The following is a 15,733-nucleotide window of genomic DNA, read 5'->3' on the forward strand; positions in this document are numbered from 1 at the left end:
CACCTTGTCCTACAGTTTTCCCGCGCCGTGCCGTTAACACAGTTAACCACGCCATAAAACCGATAAGAGTGAACAGTATGCGCCTGAGCCTGAAGGCTAAAGTTCTGTCCTTGGCAATACTGCCTGTATTGCTATCCGCCGCTATTATCAGCCTGACCACGGCCTTCATCCTGAAGGAGCAGGCCGGCAAAGAGGTTCAGCAAACCCGCGAGCGCTTGCTCAGCGACGCTAAGGCCACCCTGCAGAATTACGTCGCGGTGGGGCTTACTGCCATCAAGCCGTTGTACGACGCGTCGGCGCCGGGGGATAACGCCGCGCGGGCCGAGGCTATCAAGCTGCTGTCGAACGTCACCTACGGCAAGGACGGCTATTTCTTCGGTTACGACTCCGAAACTGTTCGTCTCTTCAAGGCCAACAGCCCCGACGGTGTGGGCAAAAACTTCAAGGACAACCGCGATCCCAACGGTGTCTATGTCAACCGTGACCTGGTGAAAGTCGCCAAGGACGGAACCCACTATCTGGAATACAGCTCGCCACTGCCAAACAGCAAGGAACTGGTGCCAAAGCTCGGCTACACCGACTACTTGCCCAAGTGGGACATGGCGGTCGGCAGCTCGGTCAACCTGGACGGCATTGAAGCTCAGGTAGCACTGGTTGAGGCCAAGGTTCAAGAACGTCTGCAAGGCGTTCTGCTGAGCATCGTGGGTATTGCTGTCGTGGTATTGCTGGTGATTGCGGTGGTGGGCATGTTGCTGGCCAATGCCATCCTGCGGCCGCTGCACCTGATGAAAGACAACCTCGATGACATCGCGGCGGGCGAGGGCGACCTGACTCGCCGCCTGGCGATCACCAGCCAGGACGAACTCGGCCAACTGGCCGGCTCGTTCAACCGTTTTGTCGACAAGATCCACGGTCTGGTACGGCAGATCACCGAAATGACCTCGCAGCTGACTGGGCTGGTGGCGCAGGTTTCCGAGCAGGCACAGCGCTCCGAGCAGGCCATGGAGCGTCAGCGTCACGAAACCGACCAGGTCGCCACGGCGATCAACGAGATGTCTTCGGCCGCCCAGGAAGTGGCTCGTAGTGCCCAGGGTGCCGCCGTCGCGGCCCAGCAGACCGACGAAGAAGGCCAGTCCGCCAAGCGAGTGGTGGCCGGCAGCATCCAGCAGATTCATGCACTGGTGAACGATATTCGCAGCAGCGGCTTGTCCCTGGACAGTTTGCAACAGGACGTGGCTTCGATTGTCAGCGTGTTGGGGGTGATTCGCTCGATCGCCGAGCAGACCAACCTGTTGGCGCTGAACGCCGCCATCGAGGCCGCTCGCGCCGGGGAAGCGGGCCGCGGTTTTGCCGTGGTGGCTGATGAAGTGCGGGCCCTGGCCAGTCGGACCCAGCAAAGTACCCAGGAAATCCAGGGCATGATTGATCGCTTGCAGTCGGGCACCCACGCAGCGGTAGAAGCGATGCGCCGCTCCAGCGAAGCGGGCGATGGCACGTCGGTGCAGGCCAACGAGGCCGGGGCGTCCCTGGACACCATGGCGCAGTTGATCGGCACCATCAATTCGATGAACGCCCAGATCGCCAGCGCTGCTGAAGAACAGACCGCCGTGGCCGAGGAAATCAACCGCAGCGTGCACCAGATCGCCGTGGCGGTGGACAGCGTCGCCGATGAAACCCAACTCGGTGCCCAGACCTCCCGCAGCTTGGCCGATCTGGGCCAACGCCTGGGCAAACTGGTGGGGCAGTTCCGCATCTGAGTCGTGCAGCAGGAGCTGCCGAAGGCTGCGATCTTTCGTGCTCGATCCGGATGTTTCGCCTGGGCAACCGGGCCCTATCGGGAAAGGAGGATCGCAGCCTTCGGCAGTTCTTGCCGGACGCAGGCAAACACGACCTTGTGGGAGCGAGCCTGCTCGCGATGGCGGTAGATCAGTCAATAACGATGTTGACTGTGAAGGCGCTATCGCGAGCAGGCTCGCTCCCACAATTGTTTGGCGGTGTCTGCATTATTGGGGAGGCCGTGCAGGTGCTACGCTTCTCGCACATCCCGCATCAACAACCCAAACCGCAAATCCACCGCATCCGGAATCGGCACGTACACCACATGCCCGTCTCCCGGTGCCACGTCGATGCCCTGGCCGTTGACGTTCTGCAGTTGATGCAGGTCGAAGTGAAAGTTGCCCTTGGGGGTCATCAATTCCATGTGATCGCCCAGGCCAAAGCGGTTCTTGACCCGGACTTCGGCCAGACGCTCGCGCCGCTGGCCGGTCAATTCACCGACGAACTGCTGGCGCTCCGACACTGAGCTGCCGTTCTGATAGTTCTGGTACTCATCATGAACATGCCGGCGTAGAAAACCCTCGGTGTAGCCGCGCTGGGCCAGGGATTCGAGGTCGGTCATCAGGCTGCGGTCAAACTCCCGGCCGGCCACGGCGTCGTCGATCGCCCGGCGATAGACCTGGGTGGTGCGTGCGCAATAAAAGTGCGACTTGGTCCGCCCTTCGATCTTCAAGGAATGCACGCCCATGCGGGCAAGCCGCTCCACGTGTTGCACGGCCCGCAGATCCTTGGCGTTCATGATGTAGGTGCCGTGCTCATCCTCGAAGGCCGGCATCGATTCCTCCGGGCGGTTCGCTTCCTGAAGCAGAAACACCTGGTCGGTGGGCGCGCCGAGGCCCAGGGTCGGTTCGGCTGGCCAGGTCTGCACGATATCGCCCACCGCGTTTTCCTGCGCCGGTTGCGCCGAATATTTCCAGCGACAGGCGTTGGTGCAACTGCCCTGGTTGGCGTCGCGCCGGTTCAAATAGCCCGACAGCAGGCAACGTCCGGAATAGGCCATGCACAGCGCCCCGTGAACGAACACTTCCAGTTCCATGGCCGGCACCTGCTCACGGATTTCGGCGATCTCCTCCAAGGACAGCTCCCGGGACAGGATGATGCGGCTCAAGCCCTGCTGTTGCCAGAACTCGACGCTGGCCCAGTTCACGGTGTTGGCCTGCACCGACAGATGAATCGGCATCTGCGGGAAATGCCGGCGCACCAGCATGATCAAGCCGGGGTCGGACATGATCAGCGCGTCCGGTGCCATGGCAATCACAGGCTCCAGGTCTTTGAGGAAGGTCCGCAGCTTGGCGTTGTGGGGCGCTATGTTCACCACCACATAGAAGCGCTTGCCCATGGCCTGGGCCTCGCCAATGCCCAAGGCCAGGTTGGCGTGGTCGAACTCGTTGTTACGCACACGCAGGCTGTAGCGCGGTTGGCCGGCGTACACCGCGTCGGCGCCGTAGGCGAAGGCATAACGCATGTTTTTCAGGGTGCCGGCGGGGGCGAGCAGTTCGGGGGCAACGAAGGGCATGGTGGCGTCGGATCGCAAAAAGCGCCGAGAGTACGCCACGACGGGTACCGTGCAGTTGATCTGGATCAACACCGGATGCAAAGGGAAAGGCACTCCGGCGAATCCTGGCTGACTAACGTTTATCGCGCCAAGGATATGGAAAAGAAATGAACCGAAAGACCCTGCAAGACAAGTCCCAGATGCTGATGTTGATTCTGGTCACCATCGCTTTCATCTGGATCCTCCTGCCGTTTTATGGCGCCGTGTTCTGGGCAGTAATCCTAGGGATCGTCTTTGCCCCGATGCAGCGCCGTCTGCAACTGAAACTCGGCTGGCAGCGCAACCTCACTTCGCTGCTTACATTGAGTATTTGCGTGGTGATCGCGATCTTGCCGGTGATCGTCATCAGTACGTTGCTGGTCCAGGAAGGGGCGGCGTTGTACAAGAGCCTGGAAAGCGGAGAGTTGGACATTGCCGATTACCTGGCCCGCTTCCGGGATGCCTTGCCGCCTTACTTCCAGAACCTGCTCGACCGTTTTGGCCTGGGTAACCTGAACGGGCTGCGAGAGCGAATCGTCAAAGGCGCGATGCAAGGCAGCCAATTCTTCGCCACCCAGGCGTTCAGCTTCGGCCAGGGCACGTTTCAGTTCCTGGTGAGCTTCTTCGTCATGATTTATCTGTTGTTCTTTTTCCTGCGTGACGGCCCTGAGCTGGTGCGCAAGGTCCGTACCGCCGTTCCCCTGGCGGAGTACCAGAAACGTCGCCTGCAGTTGAAGTTCAACCGTGTGGTGCGAGCGACCGTGAAGGGAAACCTGCTGGTGGCCATCACCCAAGGGGCGTTGGGTGGGCTGATTTTCTGGATCCTGGGGATTCCCACGGTGTTGCTCTGGGCGGTGCTGATGGCCTTTCTGTCGCTGTTGCCGGCGGTGGGCGCGGGCCTGGTCTGGGCGCCGGTGGCAGTGTATTTCCTGCTCTCCGGGGCCATCTGGCAGGGCGTGGTATTGACCCTGTTCGGGATATTCGTCATTGGCCTGGTGGACAATTTCCTGCGCCCCATCCTGGTGGGCAAGGATACGAAGATGCCCGACTACATGGTGCTGGTCTCGACCTTGGGCGGGCTGGCGGTGTTCGGGCTGAACGGATTTGTGATCGGCCCGCTGATCGCCGCGCTGTTCATGTCGTGTTGGGCGCTGTTCGTCGAAAGCAAGCCGCGGGTGCGGTTGCCCTAGGCGGTCAGCAGATAAGGGCCGATGCGTTGTGACAGGGCTTGGGCGGCGGGCAGAGAAGTCAGCGGACCGCTGATGGTGACGCCGTCCTGCACCAGATACCAGCAGGCCAACAGACCACGCTCCCTGAGCGGGGCGGGCACGGCGCTGCCAATGACAGACATGATTTGAACCTTGGGCATGGGAACCTCCATCAATCGATGGAGTTACCTTACGACTCAGCAGGGGGGAGGAAAAATCAACCGCTTCAATAGTAGGAATCGATGCTGCTCAATCGACGACCAGATCGAGCATGTGCACCACTTCCTGCTCGTTGAGCAAGCCCTTGCGCACCAGGTGTTGCGTCAGCAGCGAAAGGAATTTGGCGCTGCGGTGGCCTTCCAGGTGCTTGAGTTCAGTCAGCGCGGTGTACACCTTGCTGGAGGTACACAGATCATTGTTGCGGTGCGGGTGTTGCGTGGGCATGTCTTCGTCCTTGTTGTTATGGAGATGTTTGTTGGCGGACAACGCCAGTTTGCGACGTCCTCATGACGTGCACGTGACGGTCGGGCCTGGCAAATTCAAGCAGGATTCAGACCATGATGCCTGTTCGGGCCTGACTGATTGTTCCGCCAGCGACATCGGCAAGCCTTTTCAATCAATCAGCCCTTTCTTTCGCCCACAAAAAAGCCCCTGAATCTTTCGATTCAGGGGCTTGATTTGCTGCTGTCTGGCTCCACGACCTGGACTCGAACCAGGGACCCAGTGATTAACAGTCACTTGCTCTACCAACTGAGCTATCGCGGAATGACGCGTATGTTACTGATTGGAAAAGAGAAGTCAAGCTTCTCTTGCCGGCCGGCACATTCCTCAGGTCCGTTGGCGATTAATCGGCGATTGGCGGTTACCGCAACGGCAGGAGAGGGCTACCATGGTCCCCCGGAAGTGGCTGAACGCGCTACCGGCCATTCGCCAAACAAAGGTTTGCGCCATGAATCATCTGTTACCGCTTCACACAGGCAACCACACTGAGGTGCGCCTATGAGTACCGCCCAGATCAGCTTGCCCAAGGGCGTGGGACCGCACGCGGAGAAACTCTACGATGCCATCACCCAGGCCAGCACCGCTGACGAACTGAACCGTGCCGGTGGCAAGGCCGAGGGTTTTGTCCTGGGGCTGGAAAGCACCAAGGCCATCAAGAGTCAGATTGCCGAGTCGTTGTATGTGATCTACGACGATGCCGCGAGTCAGCGGGCGACGGAGCTGTAATTTCGACGAGTTGCTTTTGTGGCGAGGGAGCTTGCTCCCTCGCCACGGGGTCAGTGTGAACGCAAAAAAAGGGAAGCCTTGGCTTCCCTTTTTTCATTCCGGCGGCCTTCAGATCACCTGAACAATGGCCTTGGTCACTGCATCGATGTTGTTCTGGTTCAGCGCGGCCACGCAGATGCGGCCGGTGTCCAGGGCATAGATGCCGAACTCGTTGCGCAGGCGCGTCACCTGTTCAACGGTCAGGCCGGAGTAGGAAAACATCCCGCGCTGGCGTGCGACGAAGCTGAAATCCCGGTGCGGAGCGGCTTTAGCCAGCATGTCCACCATCTGGTTGCGCATGCCGCGAATCCGCAGACGCATTTCGGCCAGTTCCGCTTCCCATTGGGCCCGCAGTTCCGGGCTGTTGAGCACTGCTGCGACAATACTGGCGCCGTGGGTCGGCGGGTTGGAGTAGTTGGTGCGGATCACACGCTTGACCTGGGACAGTACCCGGGCACTTTCCTCTTTCGATTCGCTGACGATCGACAGGGCGCCAACGCGCTCGCCGTACAGCGAGAACGATTTGGAGAACGAGCTGGACGCAAAGAAAGTCAGGCCCGACTCGGCGAACAGGCGCACGGCGGCGGCGTCTTCGTCGATACCGTCGCCAAAGCCCTGATAAGCCATGTCCAAAAATGGAACGTGGTTCTTGGCCTTGACCACGTCCAGTACGTTTTTCCAGTCTTGCGGGCTCAGGTCCACGCCGGTGGGGTTATGGCAGCAGGCGTGCAGCACGACGATCGAGCGGTCGGGCAGGGCGTTGAGGTCTTCCAGCAGGCCGCTGCGGTTCACGTCATGGGTGGCGGCGTCGTAGTAGCGGTAGTTCTGCACCGGGAAACCGGCGGTTTCGAACAGCGCGCGGTGGTTTTCCCAGCTTGGATCGCTGATGGCCACGACGGCGTCAGGCAGCAGTTGCTTGAGGAAGTCGGCGCCGATCTTCAGTGCGCCAGTGCCGCCCACGGCCTGGGTGGTGATGACGCGGCCGGAGGCGATCAACGGCGAGTCCTTGCCGAACAGCAGGGTCTGGACCGCCTGGTCGTAGGCGGCAATGCCGTCGATCGGCAGGTAACCACGGGAAACGTGTTGGGCCACGCGGATCGTCTCGGCTTCGACAACGGCGCGCAGAAGTGGAATGCGCCCCTCCTCGTTGCAGTAAACACCCACGCCCAAGTTGACCTTATTGGTACGGGTGTCGGCGTTGAATGCTTCGTTGAGGCCCAGGATGGGGTCGCGTGGTGCCAATTCGACAGCGGAAAACAGGCTCATTATTGCGCGGCTCTGAATGGAGTGTGAGGGGACGTGTAGCGCTCCAGCCGAATGCACTAGAGCGGTGCACAAACGGGGAGCTAGTATAGAGGCCATCACCGGGCGCGGCGACAGGCGATTCGGTTTTTAAGGCAAGTATTTTCGTTTTTTTTCGACCGTTAGTCCCCTGGCGGCGTCAAAGACTTCAAGGCGTGTAGGACGTTCGTCTTGAAAGCGAAGGCATTCACCTCCACATTGTATGCATCCCAGTTTTTTCCTCGGGCGACATCAGTCGTTTCGGTCTTTCTCGTTCCTGTTGGCTGGCCGACAGGGGTGAACCCAGAGGTTATGTTATGTCTGAATTCCAGCTAGTCACCCGATTCCAGCCCGCCGGCGACCAGCCGGAAGCCATTCGCCTGATGGTCGAAGGCATCGAGGCCGGACTGGCGCACCAGACGCTGCTCGGTGTGACAGGCTCGGGCAAGACTTTCAGCATCGCCAACGTGATTGCCCAGGTGCAGCGCCCGACCCTGGTGCTGGCACCGAACAAGACCCTGGCGGCGCAGCTGTATGGCGAGTTCAAGGCGTTTTTCCCCAATAACGCGGTGGAGTACTTCGTCTCCTATTACGACTACTACCAACCCGAGGCCTACGTACCGTCGTCGGACACCTTCATCGAGAAGGATGCTTCGATCAACGATCACATCGAACAGATGCGGCTCTCGGCCACCAAGGCATTGCTCGAACGCAAGGACGCGATCATCGTCACCACGGTGTCGTGCATCTATGGTCTGGGTAGCCCGGAAACGTACCTGAAGATGGTCTTGCACGTTGATCGCGGCGACAAGCTCGACCAGCGAGCCTTGCTGCGCCGCCTGGCGGACCTGCAATACACCCGCAACGACATGGATTTCGCCCGGGCAACGTTCCGGGTCCGTGGCGACGTGATCGACATCTACCCGGCGGAATCGGACCTGGAGGCGATCCGCATCGAGCTGTTCGATGACGAAGTGGAGAGTCTTTCGGCGTTCGATCCGCTGACCGGCGAGGTGATCCGCAAGCTGCCGCGCTTCACCTTCTACCCCAAGAGCCACTACGTTACGCCCCGGGAAACCCTGCTGGGCGCTATCGAGGGGATCAAGGTTGAATTGCAGGAGCGCCTGGAATACTTGCGGTCGAACAACAAACTGGTGGAAGCCCAGCGGCTGGAGCAGCGGACCCGATTCGACCTGGAGATGATCCTGGAGCTGGGTTACTGCAACGGCATCGAAAACTACTCGCGCTACCTGTCGGGTCGCCCGGCGGGCGCGCCACCGCCTACGTTGTATGACTATCTGCCGGCCGATGCCTTGCTGGTGATCGACGAATCCCACGTCAGCGTGCCCCAGGTCGGCGCCATGTACAAAGGCGACCGGTCTCGCAAGGAAACCCTGGTGGAATACGGCTTCCGTCTGCCTTCGGCCCTGGATAACCGGCCGATGCGTTTTGACGAATGGGAAAGTGTGAGTCCGCAGACGATTTTCGTCTCCGCCACCCCCGGCAACTACGAGGCCGAGCATGCCGGCCGGGTGGTCGAGCAGGTGGTGCGACCCACCGGGCTGGTCGATCCGCAGGTTGAAGTGCGCCCGGCGCTGACTCAGGTCGATGATCTGCTCTCGGAAATCTCCAAGCGTGTGGCGGTGGAGGAGCGGGTGCTGGTCACCACGCTGACCAAGCGCATGGCCGAAGACCTGACTGATTATCTGGCCGACCACGGTGTGCGGGTGCGCTACCTGCACTCGGACATCGACACGGTGGAGCGGGTCGAGATCATCCGCGACCTGCGCCTGGGTACGTTCGACGTGTTGGTGGGGATCAACCTGCTGCGCGAAGGCCTGGACATGCCGGAGGTGTCACTGGTGGCGATTCTGGACGCCGACAAGGAAGGTTTCCTGCGCTCCGAGCGTTCGTTGATCCAGACCATCGGTCGGGCGGCGCGTAACCTCAACGGCCGGGCGATTCTTTATGCCGATCGCATCACCGGTTCCATGGAACGGGCTATCGGCGAGACCGAGCGTCGTCGCGATAAACAGATTGCCTTCAACCTGGCCAACGGCATCACCCCGAAAGGGGTGTTCAAGGACGTCGCCGACATCATGGAAGGCGCCACTGTGCCCGGCTCGCGCAGCAAGAAGCGCAAGGGCATGGCCAAGGCCGCCGAAGAGAGCGCCCGTTACGAAGCCGAACTGCGCTCGCCGAGCGAAATCAGCAAACGTATCCGTCAGTTGGAAGAAAAAATGTACCAGCTGGCCCGGGACCTGGAGTTCGAAGCCGCTGCGCAGTTGCGTGACGAGATTGGCAAGCTGCGCGAGCGGTTGCTGACTGTCTGAGGTTGTGTGGCCACGGTAATGGCCTTATCGCGAGCAGGCTCGCTCCCACAATGGACCGCGTCCAGTCCGGACAACTCGGTTCTCTGTGGGAGCGAGCCTGCTCGCGATTGAAGGTGCCTCGGTCTGACAGGTGCCACTCAAATCCCCCTCTCACTGGAGCCCGCCCACCATCGCCTGTTACCATTCGCCCCCTGTTTCATCTTCGTTTTTATATTCTTTCCGAGACATGCCATGACCACCGTCCGCACCCGCATCGCGCCTTCGCCCACTGGCGATCCCCATGTCGGCACCGCTTACATCGCTTTGTTCAACTATTGCTTTGCCAAGCAGCACGGCGGTGAGTTCATCCTGCGGATCGAGGACACCGACCAGCTGCGTTCGACCCGCGAGTCCGAACAGCAGATCTTCGACGCCCTGCGCTGGCTGGGCATCGACTGGAGCGAAGGTCCGGACGTTGGCGGCCCGCACGGTCCTTACCGCCAGAGCGAGCGCGGTGACATCTATCAGCAGTACTGTCAGCAACTGGTAGACATGGGGCACGCCTTCCCGTGCTTCTGTACCGCCGAAGAGCTGGACCAGATGCGCGCCGAGCAGATCGCTCGCGGCGAAACCCCGCGCTACGACGGCCGGGCACTGCTGCTGTCCAAGGAAGAAGTCGCCCGCCGACTGGCCGCCGGCGAGCCCCATGTGATCCGCATGAAGGTGCCGAGCGAAGGCGTCTGCGTGGTGCCGGACATGCTGCGCGGCGATGTCGAGATCCCGTGGGATCGCATGGACATGCAAGTGCTGATGAAGACCGACGGCCTGCCGACGTATTTCCTGGCGAACGTGGTCGACGATCACCTGATGGGCATCACCCACGTCTTGCGCGGTGAAGAGTGGCTGCCGTCGGCGCCGAAACTGATCCTGCTCTACGAATACTTCGGCTGGGAACAACCGCAGCTGTGCTACATGCCGCTGCTGCGTAACCCGGACAAAAGCAAGTTGTCCAAGCGCAAGAACCCGACGTCGGTGACCTTCTACGAACGCATGGGCTTCATGCCTGAGGCGATGCTCAACTACCTGGGGCGCATGGGCTGGTCGATGCCGGACGAGCGCGAGAAGTTCTCGCTGCAGGAAATGGTCGAGCACTTCGACCTGTCGCGGGTGTCGCTGGGTGGTCCGATCTTCGATGTCGAGAAACTCTCCTGGCTCAACGGTCAGTGGTTGCGTGACCTGCCGGTGGAGGAGTTTGCTGCGCGTGTACAGAAGTGGGCATTCAACCCTGAGTACATGATGAAAATCGCTCCCCATGTGCAGGGCAGGGTGGAGACGTTCAGCCAGATCGCACCCCTGGCCGGCTTCTTCTTTGCCGGCGGCGTGACCCCGGATGCGAAGCTGTTCGAGTCCAAGAAGCTTTCCGGTGATCAGGTGCGCCAATTGATGCAACTGATCCTGTGGAAGCTCGAAAGTCTGCGTCAGTGGGAAAAGGACAGCATCACCGCGACCATCCAGGCCGTGGTCGAATCGCTGGAGCTGAAACTGCGTGATGCCATGCCGCTGATGTTCGCCGCCATTACTGGCCAGGCCAGCTCGGTGTCGGTGCTCGATGCCATGGAGATCCTTGGCCCGGACCTGACCCGTTTCCGTCTGCGCCAGGCCATCGATCTGCTCGGTGGTGTGTCGAAGAAGGAGAACAAGGAGTGGGAAAAACTGCTGGGCGCGATTGCCTGAGTGCTCGATGAGGCAGGACATACCCCGGTTTTCCGGGGTTTGTCGGTAAGTGATTGTTATCCCGGCAAAAAACTTTCAAATTTGTTGAAAATAAATTTGACAGCCCTCGGATACGCCCTTAAGATTCGCCCCGTCCTCAGCGATGAGGGGCTATAGCTCAGCTGGGAGAGCGCTTGCATGGCATGCAAGAGGTCGACGGTTCGATCCCGTCTAGCTCCACCAATTTACACTTCAAGGCCTGGCCACACCGGTCTTGAAGCGATCAACACTCAGCGTTGATCAGTTGTATAGAAGGGTTTGCGTCCCCTTCGTCTAGTGGCCTAGGACACCGCCCTTTCACGGCGGTAACAGGGGTTCGAGTCCCCTAGGGGACGCCAGTTTTACAGAAGCGATGTTGCAAGATGTCGCTCCGCCGCGAGGCGAAAAATCCGGGGCTATAGCTCAGCTGGGAGAGCGCTTGCATGGCATGCAAGAGGTCGACGGTTCGATCCCGTCTAGCTCCACCAATTACAGGTTCAAGGTTTGGCCACACCGACCTTGAATCGATCAGTTCTCAGCGCTGATCAAGTTAGAAGGTTTGTGTCCCCTTCGTCTAGTGGCCTAGGACACCGCCCTTTCACGGCGGTAACAGGGGTTCGAGTCCCCTAGGGGACGCCACGATTACCCGCTCTGCGGGATTTTATAAGGGTCATTCAATTCTTGAATGGCCCTTTTGTTTGTCTGGCGTTCGGCCAATCTTCAATTCCTTTAACGATGCTTCTGACCAGCGGTCAAAATTTCCGCTTGCGGAAAATTATTACATGGATAATATTTCAGTCGTAATATTCGGAGGTAACGATGAGCGATAAAAAAGCGCAAACCCGCGAACGCATACTCAAGGCCGCCAGTGCTGCGCTGATTCAGCGGGGTCCGGCCGAGCCGAGTGTCGGCGAAGTGATGGGCGCCGCCGGGCTGACAGTGGGCGGCTTCTATGCCCACTTCGAAAGCAAGGATGCCTTGATGCTCGAGGCATTCAAGCAACTGCTCAGCCAGCGTCGTGGCTTGATCGCTGACATGGATGCCGAGCTGAGCGGTGAGGAGCGGCGAACCCTGGCAGCCGCGTTCTACCTGTCGCGCAAGCACCGTGATACCACCGATCTGGCCTGCCCGATCCCGGCATCGGTCGGCGAGCTCGGGCGGCTGCCGGATGAGTTTCGTGAGGTGCTCAATGAGCATATTGAGCTGATGGTTGCGCAGTTGGCGGCCAGCCCGGAAGACGCCGACAAGGCCTTGGCTGACATTGCCCTGATGGTCGGCGGCCTGGCCTTGGCGCGAGCGTTGGGCCCGGGAGAGTTATCGGATCGGTTGCTGCGCGCTGCCAAGTCGGCGGTGCGATGAGCTAAGGCGCAAGCCCTGGAGATGAGCGATGAACAGGTTTAGCTGGATTCGTGGCGTCAATGGCACGCTGGGATGGGTGGCTCCGGGCCTGGTGGCGAAGAAGATGCGATCGCTGTTCATGCGTCCCCGGGACTTGCCGCCAAGGGATTGGGAGCTGCCATTGCTGGCGACCTCCGAGCGCATCACCTTACGCTTCGGTCTGTCCGCCTTGCGTTGGGGCAAAGGTCCGACCGTCTTGTTGATGCATGGCTGGGAAGGGCGACCCACGCAATTTGCCGCGCTGATCACGGCGCTGGTAGGTGCCGGCTACACGGTGGTGGCGTTGGACGGCCCGGCCCATGGCCGCTCACCTGGGCGCGAGGCCAATGTCCTGCTGTTTGCCAGGGCCATGCTCGAAGCCGCGGCGGAGTTACCACCTCTGCAAGCCGTGGTTGGGCATTCCATGGGTGGTGCCAGTGCCATGCTCGCGGTTCAGCTGGGGTTGCGGACCGAGACTCTGGTCAGCATTGCGGCGCCTGCGCGCATTCTTGGCGTGCTGCGTGGGTTCGCCCGGATGATGGGGCTGCCGCCCAAGGCGCGATCGGCCTTCATTCGCCAAGTGGAAAACGATGTGGGCATGCCGGCTTCGAGGATGGATGTCGCCCATTACCAACTGGACGTGCCCGGGCTGATTGTCCATGCCGAGGACGACACCTTCGTTTCGGTCAAGGAATCGCAACTGATTCACGAAGCCTGGTTCGACAGCCGCTTGCTGCGCTTGCCGCAGGGCGGCCACCAGCGGGTGCTGGCCGATCCTCGCGTCATTGATGGCGTGTTATCCCTGCTGGCCGGGCGCAGTCTGCAAGCACGGCAATCGGCTTGATCTGTGGGAGCAAGGCTTGGCCGCGATGGCGGTCAAGCTCGGATCCGTTACACTGGCCCCCACCAAATTCGACTGGGAGAGGGGCATGGGCTGGGATCGGGCAACGCCGTTCATTATTGATCTTCAAGTAAATGCTGAAGACATCGACGGGCTGGGCCACGCCAATAACGCGGTATACGTCACCTGGCTTGAGCGCTGTGCCTGGCGCCATTCCCAGCGCCTGGGGCTGGATCTGGTGGAGTATCGGCGGCTGGACCGGGCCATGGCGGTTGTGCGTCATGAGATCGATTACCTGGCGGCGGCCTACGAAGGTGACGAGTTGCAACTGGCTACCTGGATCGTCGACTGGGATCAGCGATTGAAGATGAATCGGCATTTCCAGCTGATTCGCCCCAGCGACAACACCACGTTATTGCGGGCCCAGACCACATTTGTCTGCATTGAACTGTCCACCGGCAGGCCCAAGCGCATGCCGCCGGAGTTCATCGAGGGTTATGGTCCTGCGCTGATGACATCCGGCATTCTCATAGACTGACCCAGCGCTATCGCGAGCAAGCTCGCTCCCACAGGGATCTGTGGTGGATGCAGAATCTGTGAACACGCGGGATCCAGTGTGGGAGCCGAGCTTGCTCGCGATGACGGCCGCACATTCGGTATCAATGCAAGCTGACCCAGCGCTATCACGAGCAAGCTCAACTCCCACAGGGGATTGGTGGTGAATTCCGATGTTGTGGGCAAAATCCGGTAAACTGCCGCACGTTTTTCGTTGAGTGTGTTTTTCCATGCAAATTGCCCTGGCGCCCATGGAGGGGTTGGTTGACAACATCCTGCGGGACGTTCTGACCCGTGTTGGCGGTATCGACTGGTGCGTGACCGAGTTCATTCGCATCAATGACCGTCTGCTCACACCGGCCTATTTCCACAAGCTTGCCCCTGAGCTGCTGACCGGTGCCCGGACCGCTGCCGGCGTACCGCTGCGGGTGCAATTGCTGGGTTCCGATCCGGTGTGCCTGGCGGAGAACGCCGCATTGGCCTGCGAGCTGGGTTCGCAGGTTATCGACCTGAACTTCGGCTGTCCGGCCAAGACTGTGAATAAATCACGGGGTGGGGCGGTGTTGCTCAAAGAGCCGGAGCTGCTCAACGAAATTGTCGAGCACGTGCGCCGCGCGGTGCCCAGGCACATTCCCGTTACCGCCAAGATGCGCCTGGGTTTCGACAGCCCGGATGGGGCGTTGGTCTGTGCCACGGCATTGGCCGAAGGTGGCGCGGCGCACATTGTGGTGCATGCGCGGACCAAGACCGACGGCTATAAACCACCGGCCCACTGGGAGTGGATCCCACGGGTTCAGGATGTGGTCAAGGTCCCGGTATTCGCCAACGGCGATATCTGGAGCGTTGAAGACTGGCGCCGGTGCCGCGAGATCAGTGGTGTGGAAGACATCATGCTCGGTCGCGGCCTCGTTTCCCGTCCTGATCTGGCCCGGCAGATCGCTGCGGCCAGGGCCGGTGAAGAGGTGATCGAGCTGTCCTGGGCCGAATTGCAACCGATGCTCCAGGACTTCTGGGTGCAGGTGGTCGAGCAATTGACCCCACGCCAGGCGCCCGGCCGGTTGAAGCAGTGGCTGGCGATGCTGACTCGCAATTATCCCGAAGCGGTAGAGCTGTTTACCGCCCTGCGCCGGGAAACCGACCTGGACGCGGTAGGCCATTTGCTGGGCGTGCAGCGCACCGAAGCGGCCTGAAAAAAATTTCAAAACAACCTCTTGAAAAGTTTTTGGCGGTCCCTAGATAGGGATTACGCGATGCCGAATTCGGGTCGCGGAGACAAAAAACCTTGCTGAACTTTTCAGGAGATTTGAATCATGAGTACTGCATTTTCCCTGGCCCCTCTGTTCCGTTCCTCGGTGGGCTTCGACCGTTTCAACGACCTGTTCGAAACCGCCTTGCGCAACGAACCGGGCAGTAGCTATCCACCCTACAACGTGGAAAAACATGGCGATGACGAGTATCGCATCGTGGTTGCCGCCGCCGGGTTCCAGGAAGACGACCTGGACCTGCAAGTGGAAAAAGGTGTGCTGACCATCAGCGGTGGTAAGCGCGAAGCGAGCAACGACAGCGTGACCTACCTGCACCAGGGTATCGCCCAGCGTGCGTTCAAGCTGTCCTTCCGGTTGGCCGATCATATCGAGATCAAATCCGCCGGCCTGAGCAACGGTCTGTTGAGCATCGACCTGTTGCGAGTGATCCCGGAAGAGGCGAAAGCCAAGCGCATCCCGATCAACGGGGCGCAGCAACAACCCGCGCTGCAAAACTGATGCATCGC

Annotated in this window: 14 protein-coding genes, 5 tRNA genes and 1 pseudogene; 15 read left to right on the plus strand and 5 right to left on the minus strand. The window is 60.2% G+C overall.

What is annotated here, in order from left to right:
- Window positions 1–77: 77 nt before the first annotated feature.
- A pseudogene (locus BW979_RS28115) lies at window positions 78–899 on the plus strand (cache domain-containing protein); the annotation flags it as partial.
- Window positions 900–1,001: 102 nt separating this feature from the next.
- Window positions 1,002–1,757 carry a methyl-accepting chemotaxis protein gene (locus BW979_RS28120; RefSeq protein ID WP_371264138.1) on the plus strand — a complete coding sequence of 252 codons (756 nt, stop codon included), beginning with the start codon at window positions 1,002–1,004 and terminating at the stop codon, window positions 1,755–1,757.
- A 269-nt stretch (window positions 1,758–2,026) separates the two neighbouring features.
- Here the strand turns inward: BW979_RS28120 and trhP are convergent, their stop codons facing one another.
- Window positions 2,027–3,352 carry a prephenate-dependent tRNA uridine(34) hydroxylase TrhP gene (trhP, locus tag BW979_RS12415; protein WP_076386590.1) on the minus strand — a complete coding sequence of 442 codons (1,326 nt, stop codon included), beginning with the start codon at window positions 3,350–3,352 and terminating at the stop codon, window positions 2,027–2,029.
- A 146-nt stretch (window positions 3,353–3,498) separates the two neighbouring features.
- Between trhP and BW979_RS12420 the strand changes: the two genes are divergently transcribed.
- The gene (locus BW979_RS12420; protein WP_047229261.1) at window positions 3,499–4,560 is read left to right on the plus strand and encodes an AI-2E family transporter; all 1,062 of its coding nucleotides are present in this window, start codon (window positions 3,499–3,501) and stop codon (window positions 4,558–4,560) included.
- Here BW979_RS12420 and BW979_RS12425 read toward each other — a convergent pair.
- The 3 genes from BW979_RS12425 to BW979_RS12440 form a co-directional block, all read right to left on the minus strand.
- The gene (locus BW979_RS12425) at window positions 4,557–4,739 is read right to left on the minus strand and encodes a hypothetical protein (RefSeq protein ID WP_047229260.1); all 183 of its coding nucleotides are present in this window, start codon (window positions 4,737–4,739) and stop codon (window positions 4,557–4,559) included. The genes BW979_RS12420 and BW979_RS12425 overlap by 4 nt on opposite strands.
- Before the next feature lie 88 nt (window positions 4,740–4,827).
- Complete coding sequence (locus BW979_RS12430) at window positions 4,828–5,022, minus strand: hypothetical protein (protein WP_047229259.1); 195 nt, start codon at window positions 5,020–5,022, stop codon at window positions 4,828–4,830.
- A 245-nt stretch (window positions 5,023–5,267) separates the two neighbouring features.
- Window positions 5,268–5,343: transfer RNA gene (locus tag BW979_RS12440), tRNA-Asn, on the minus strand.
- Window positions 5,344–5,577: 234 nt separating this feature from the next.
- Here BW979_RS12440 and BW979_RS12445 point away from each other — a divergent pair.
- A complete protein-coding gene (locus tag BW979_RS12445) occupies window positions 5,578–5,805 on the plus strand; it encodes a hypothetical protein (RefSeq protein ID WP_047229257.1) in 228 nt (75 codons plus the stop codon).
- Window positions 5,806–5,913: 108 nt separating this feature from the next.
- Here the strand turns inward: BW979_RS12445 and BW979_RS12450 are convergent, their stop codons facing one another.
- Entirely contained in the window at window positions 5,914–7,110 is a 1,197-nt protein-coding gene (locus BW979_RS12450; RefSeq protein ID WP_047229256.1) for an amino acid aminotransferase, read from the minus strand.
- A 332-nt stretch (window positions 7,111–7,442) separates the two neighbouring features.
- On the opposite strand from BW979_RS12450, the gene uvrB reads away from it, so the two are divergent.
- The 11 genes from uvrB to BW979_RS12505 all read left to right on the plus strand — a co-directional run bounded on the left by uvrB (window position 7,443) and on the right by BW979_RS12505 (window position 15,725).
- Complete coding sequence (gene uvrB / locus BW979_RS12455; protein ID WP_076383911.1) at window positions 7,443–9,458, plus strand: excinuclease ABC subunit UvrB; 2,016 nt, start codon at window positions 7,443–7,445, stop codon at window positions 9,456–9,458.
- Window positions 9,459–9,689: 231 nt separating this feature from the next.
- A complete protein-coding gene (gene gltX / locus BW979_RS12460) occupies window positions 9,690–11,171 on the plus strand; it encodes a glutamate--tRNA ligase (RefSeq protein WP_076383912.1) in 1,482 nt (493 codons plus the stop codon).
- Window positions 11,172–11,317: 146 nt separating this feature from the next.
- Window positions 11,318–11,393 (plus strand) — tRNA-Ala (locus BW979_RS12465).
- 79 nt (window positions 11,394–11,472) lie between these two features.
- Window positions 11,473–11,548: transfer RNA gene (locus BW979_RS12470), tRNA-Glu, on the plus strand.
- A gap of 53 nt (window positions 11,549–11,601) precedes the next feature.
- Window positions 11,602–11,677 (plus strand) — tRNA-Ala (locus BW979_RS12475).
- A 75-nt stretch (window positions 11,678–11,752) separates the two neighbouring features.
- A tRNA-Glu gene (locus BW979_RS12480) sits at window positions 11,753–11,828 on the plus strand.
- 180 nt (window positions 11,829–12,008) lie between these two features.
- The gene (locus BW979_RS12485; protein ID WP_076383913.1) at window positions 12,009–12,548 is read left to right on the plus strand and encodes a TetR/AcrR family transcriptional regulator; all 540 of its coding nucleotides are present in this window, start codon (window positions 12,009–12,011) and stop codon (window positions 12,546–12,548) included.
- Window positions 12,549–12,576: 28 nt separating this feature from the next.
- Window positions 12,577–13,410, plus strand: a complete 834-nt coding sequence (locus BW979_RS12490; RefSeq protein ID WP_047229252.1) for an alpha/beta fold hydrolase — start codon at window positions 12,577–12,579, stop codon at window positions 13,408–13,410.
- Between the two features lie 85 nt (window positions 13,411–13,495).
- A complete protein-coding gene (locus tag BW979_RS12495; RefSeq protein WP_047229251.1) occupies window positions 13,496–13,945 on the plus strand; it encodes an acyl-CoA thioesterase in 450 nt (149 codons plus the stop codon).
- A gap of 247 nt (window positions 13,946–14,192) precedes the next feature.
- The gene (locus BW979_RS12500) at window positions 14,193–15,152 is read left to right on the plus strand and encodes a tRNA dihydrouridine synthase (protein WP_076383914.1); all 960 of its coding nucleotides are present in this window, start codon (window positions 14,193–14,195) and stop codon (window positions 15,150–15,152) included.
- A 120-nt stretch (window positions 15,153–15,272) separates the two neighbouring features.
- Window positions 15,273–15,725: an Hsp20 family protein gene (locus tag BW979_RS12505; RefSeq protein WP_047229249.1), complete on the plus strand. Its 453-nt coding sequence runs from the start codon at window positions 15,273–15,275 to the stop codon at window positions 15,723–15,725.
- Window positions 15,726–15,733: the final 8 nt, after the last annotated feature.

Source organism: Pseudomonas sp. A214 (genome assembly GCF_900156295.1).
In the GTDB taxonomy this organism is placed as follows: Bacteria; Pseudomonadota; Gammaproteobacteria; order Pseudomonadales; family Pseudomonadaceae; genus Aquipseudomonas; species Aquipseudomonas rhizophila.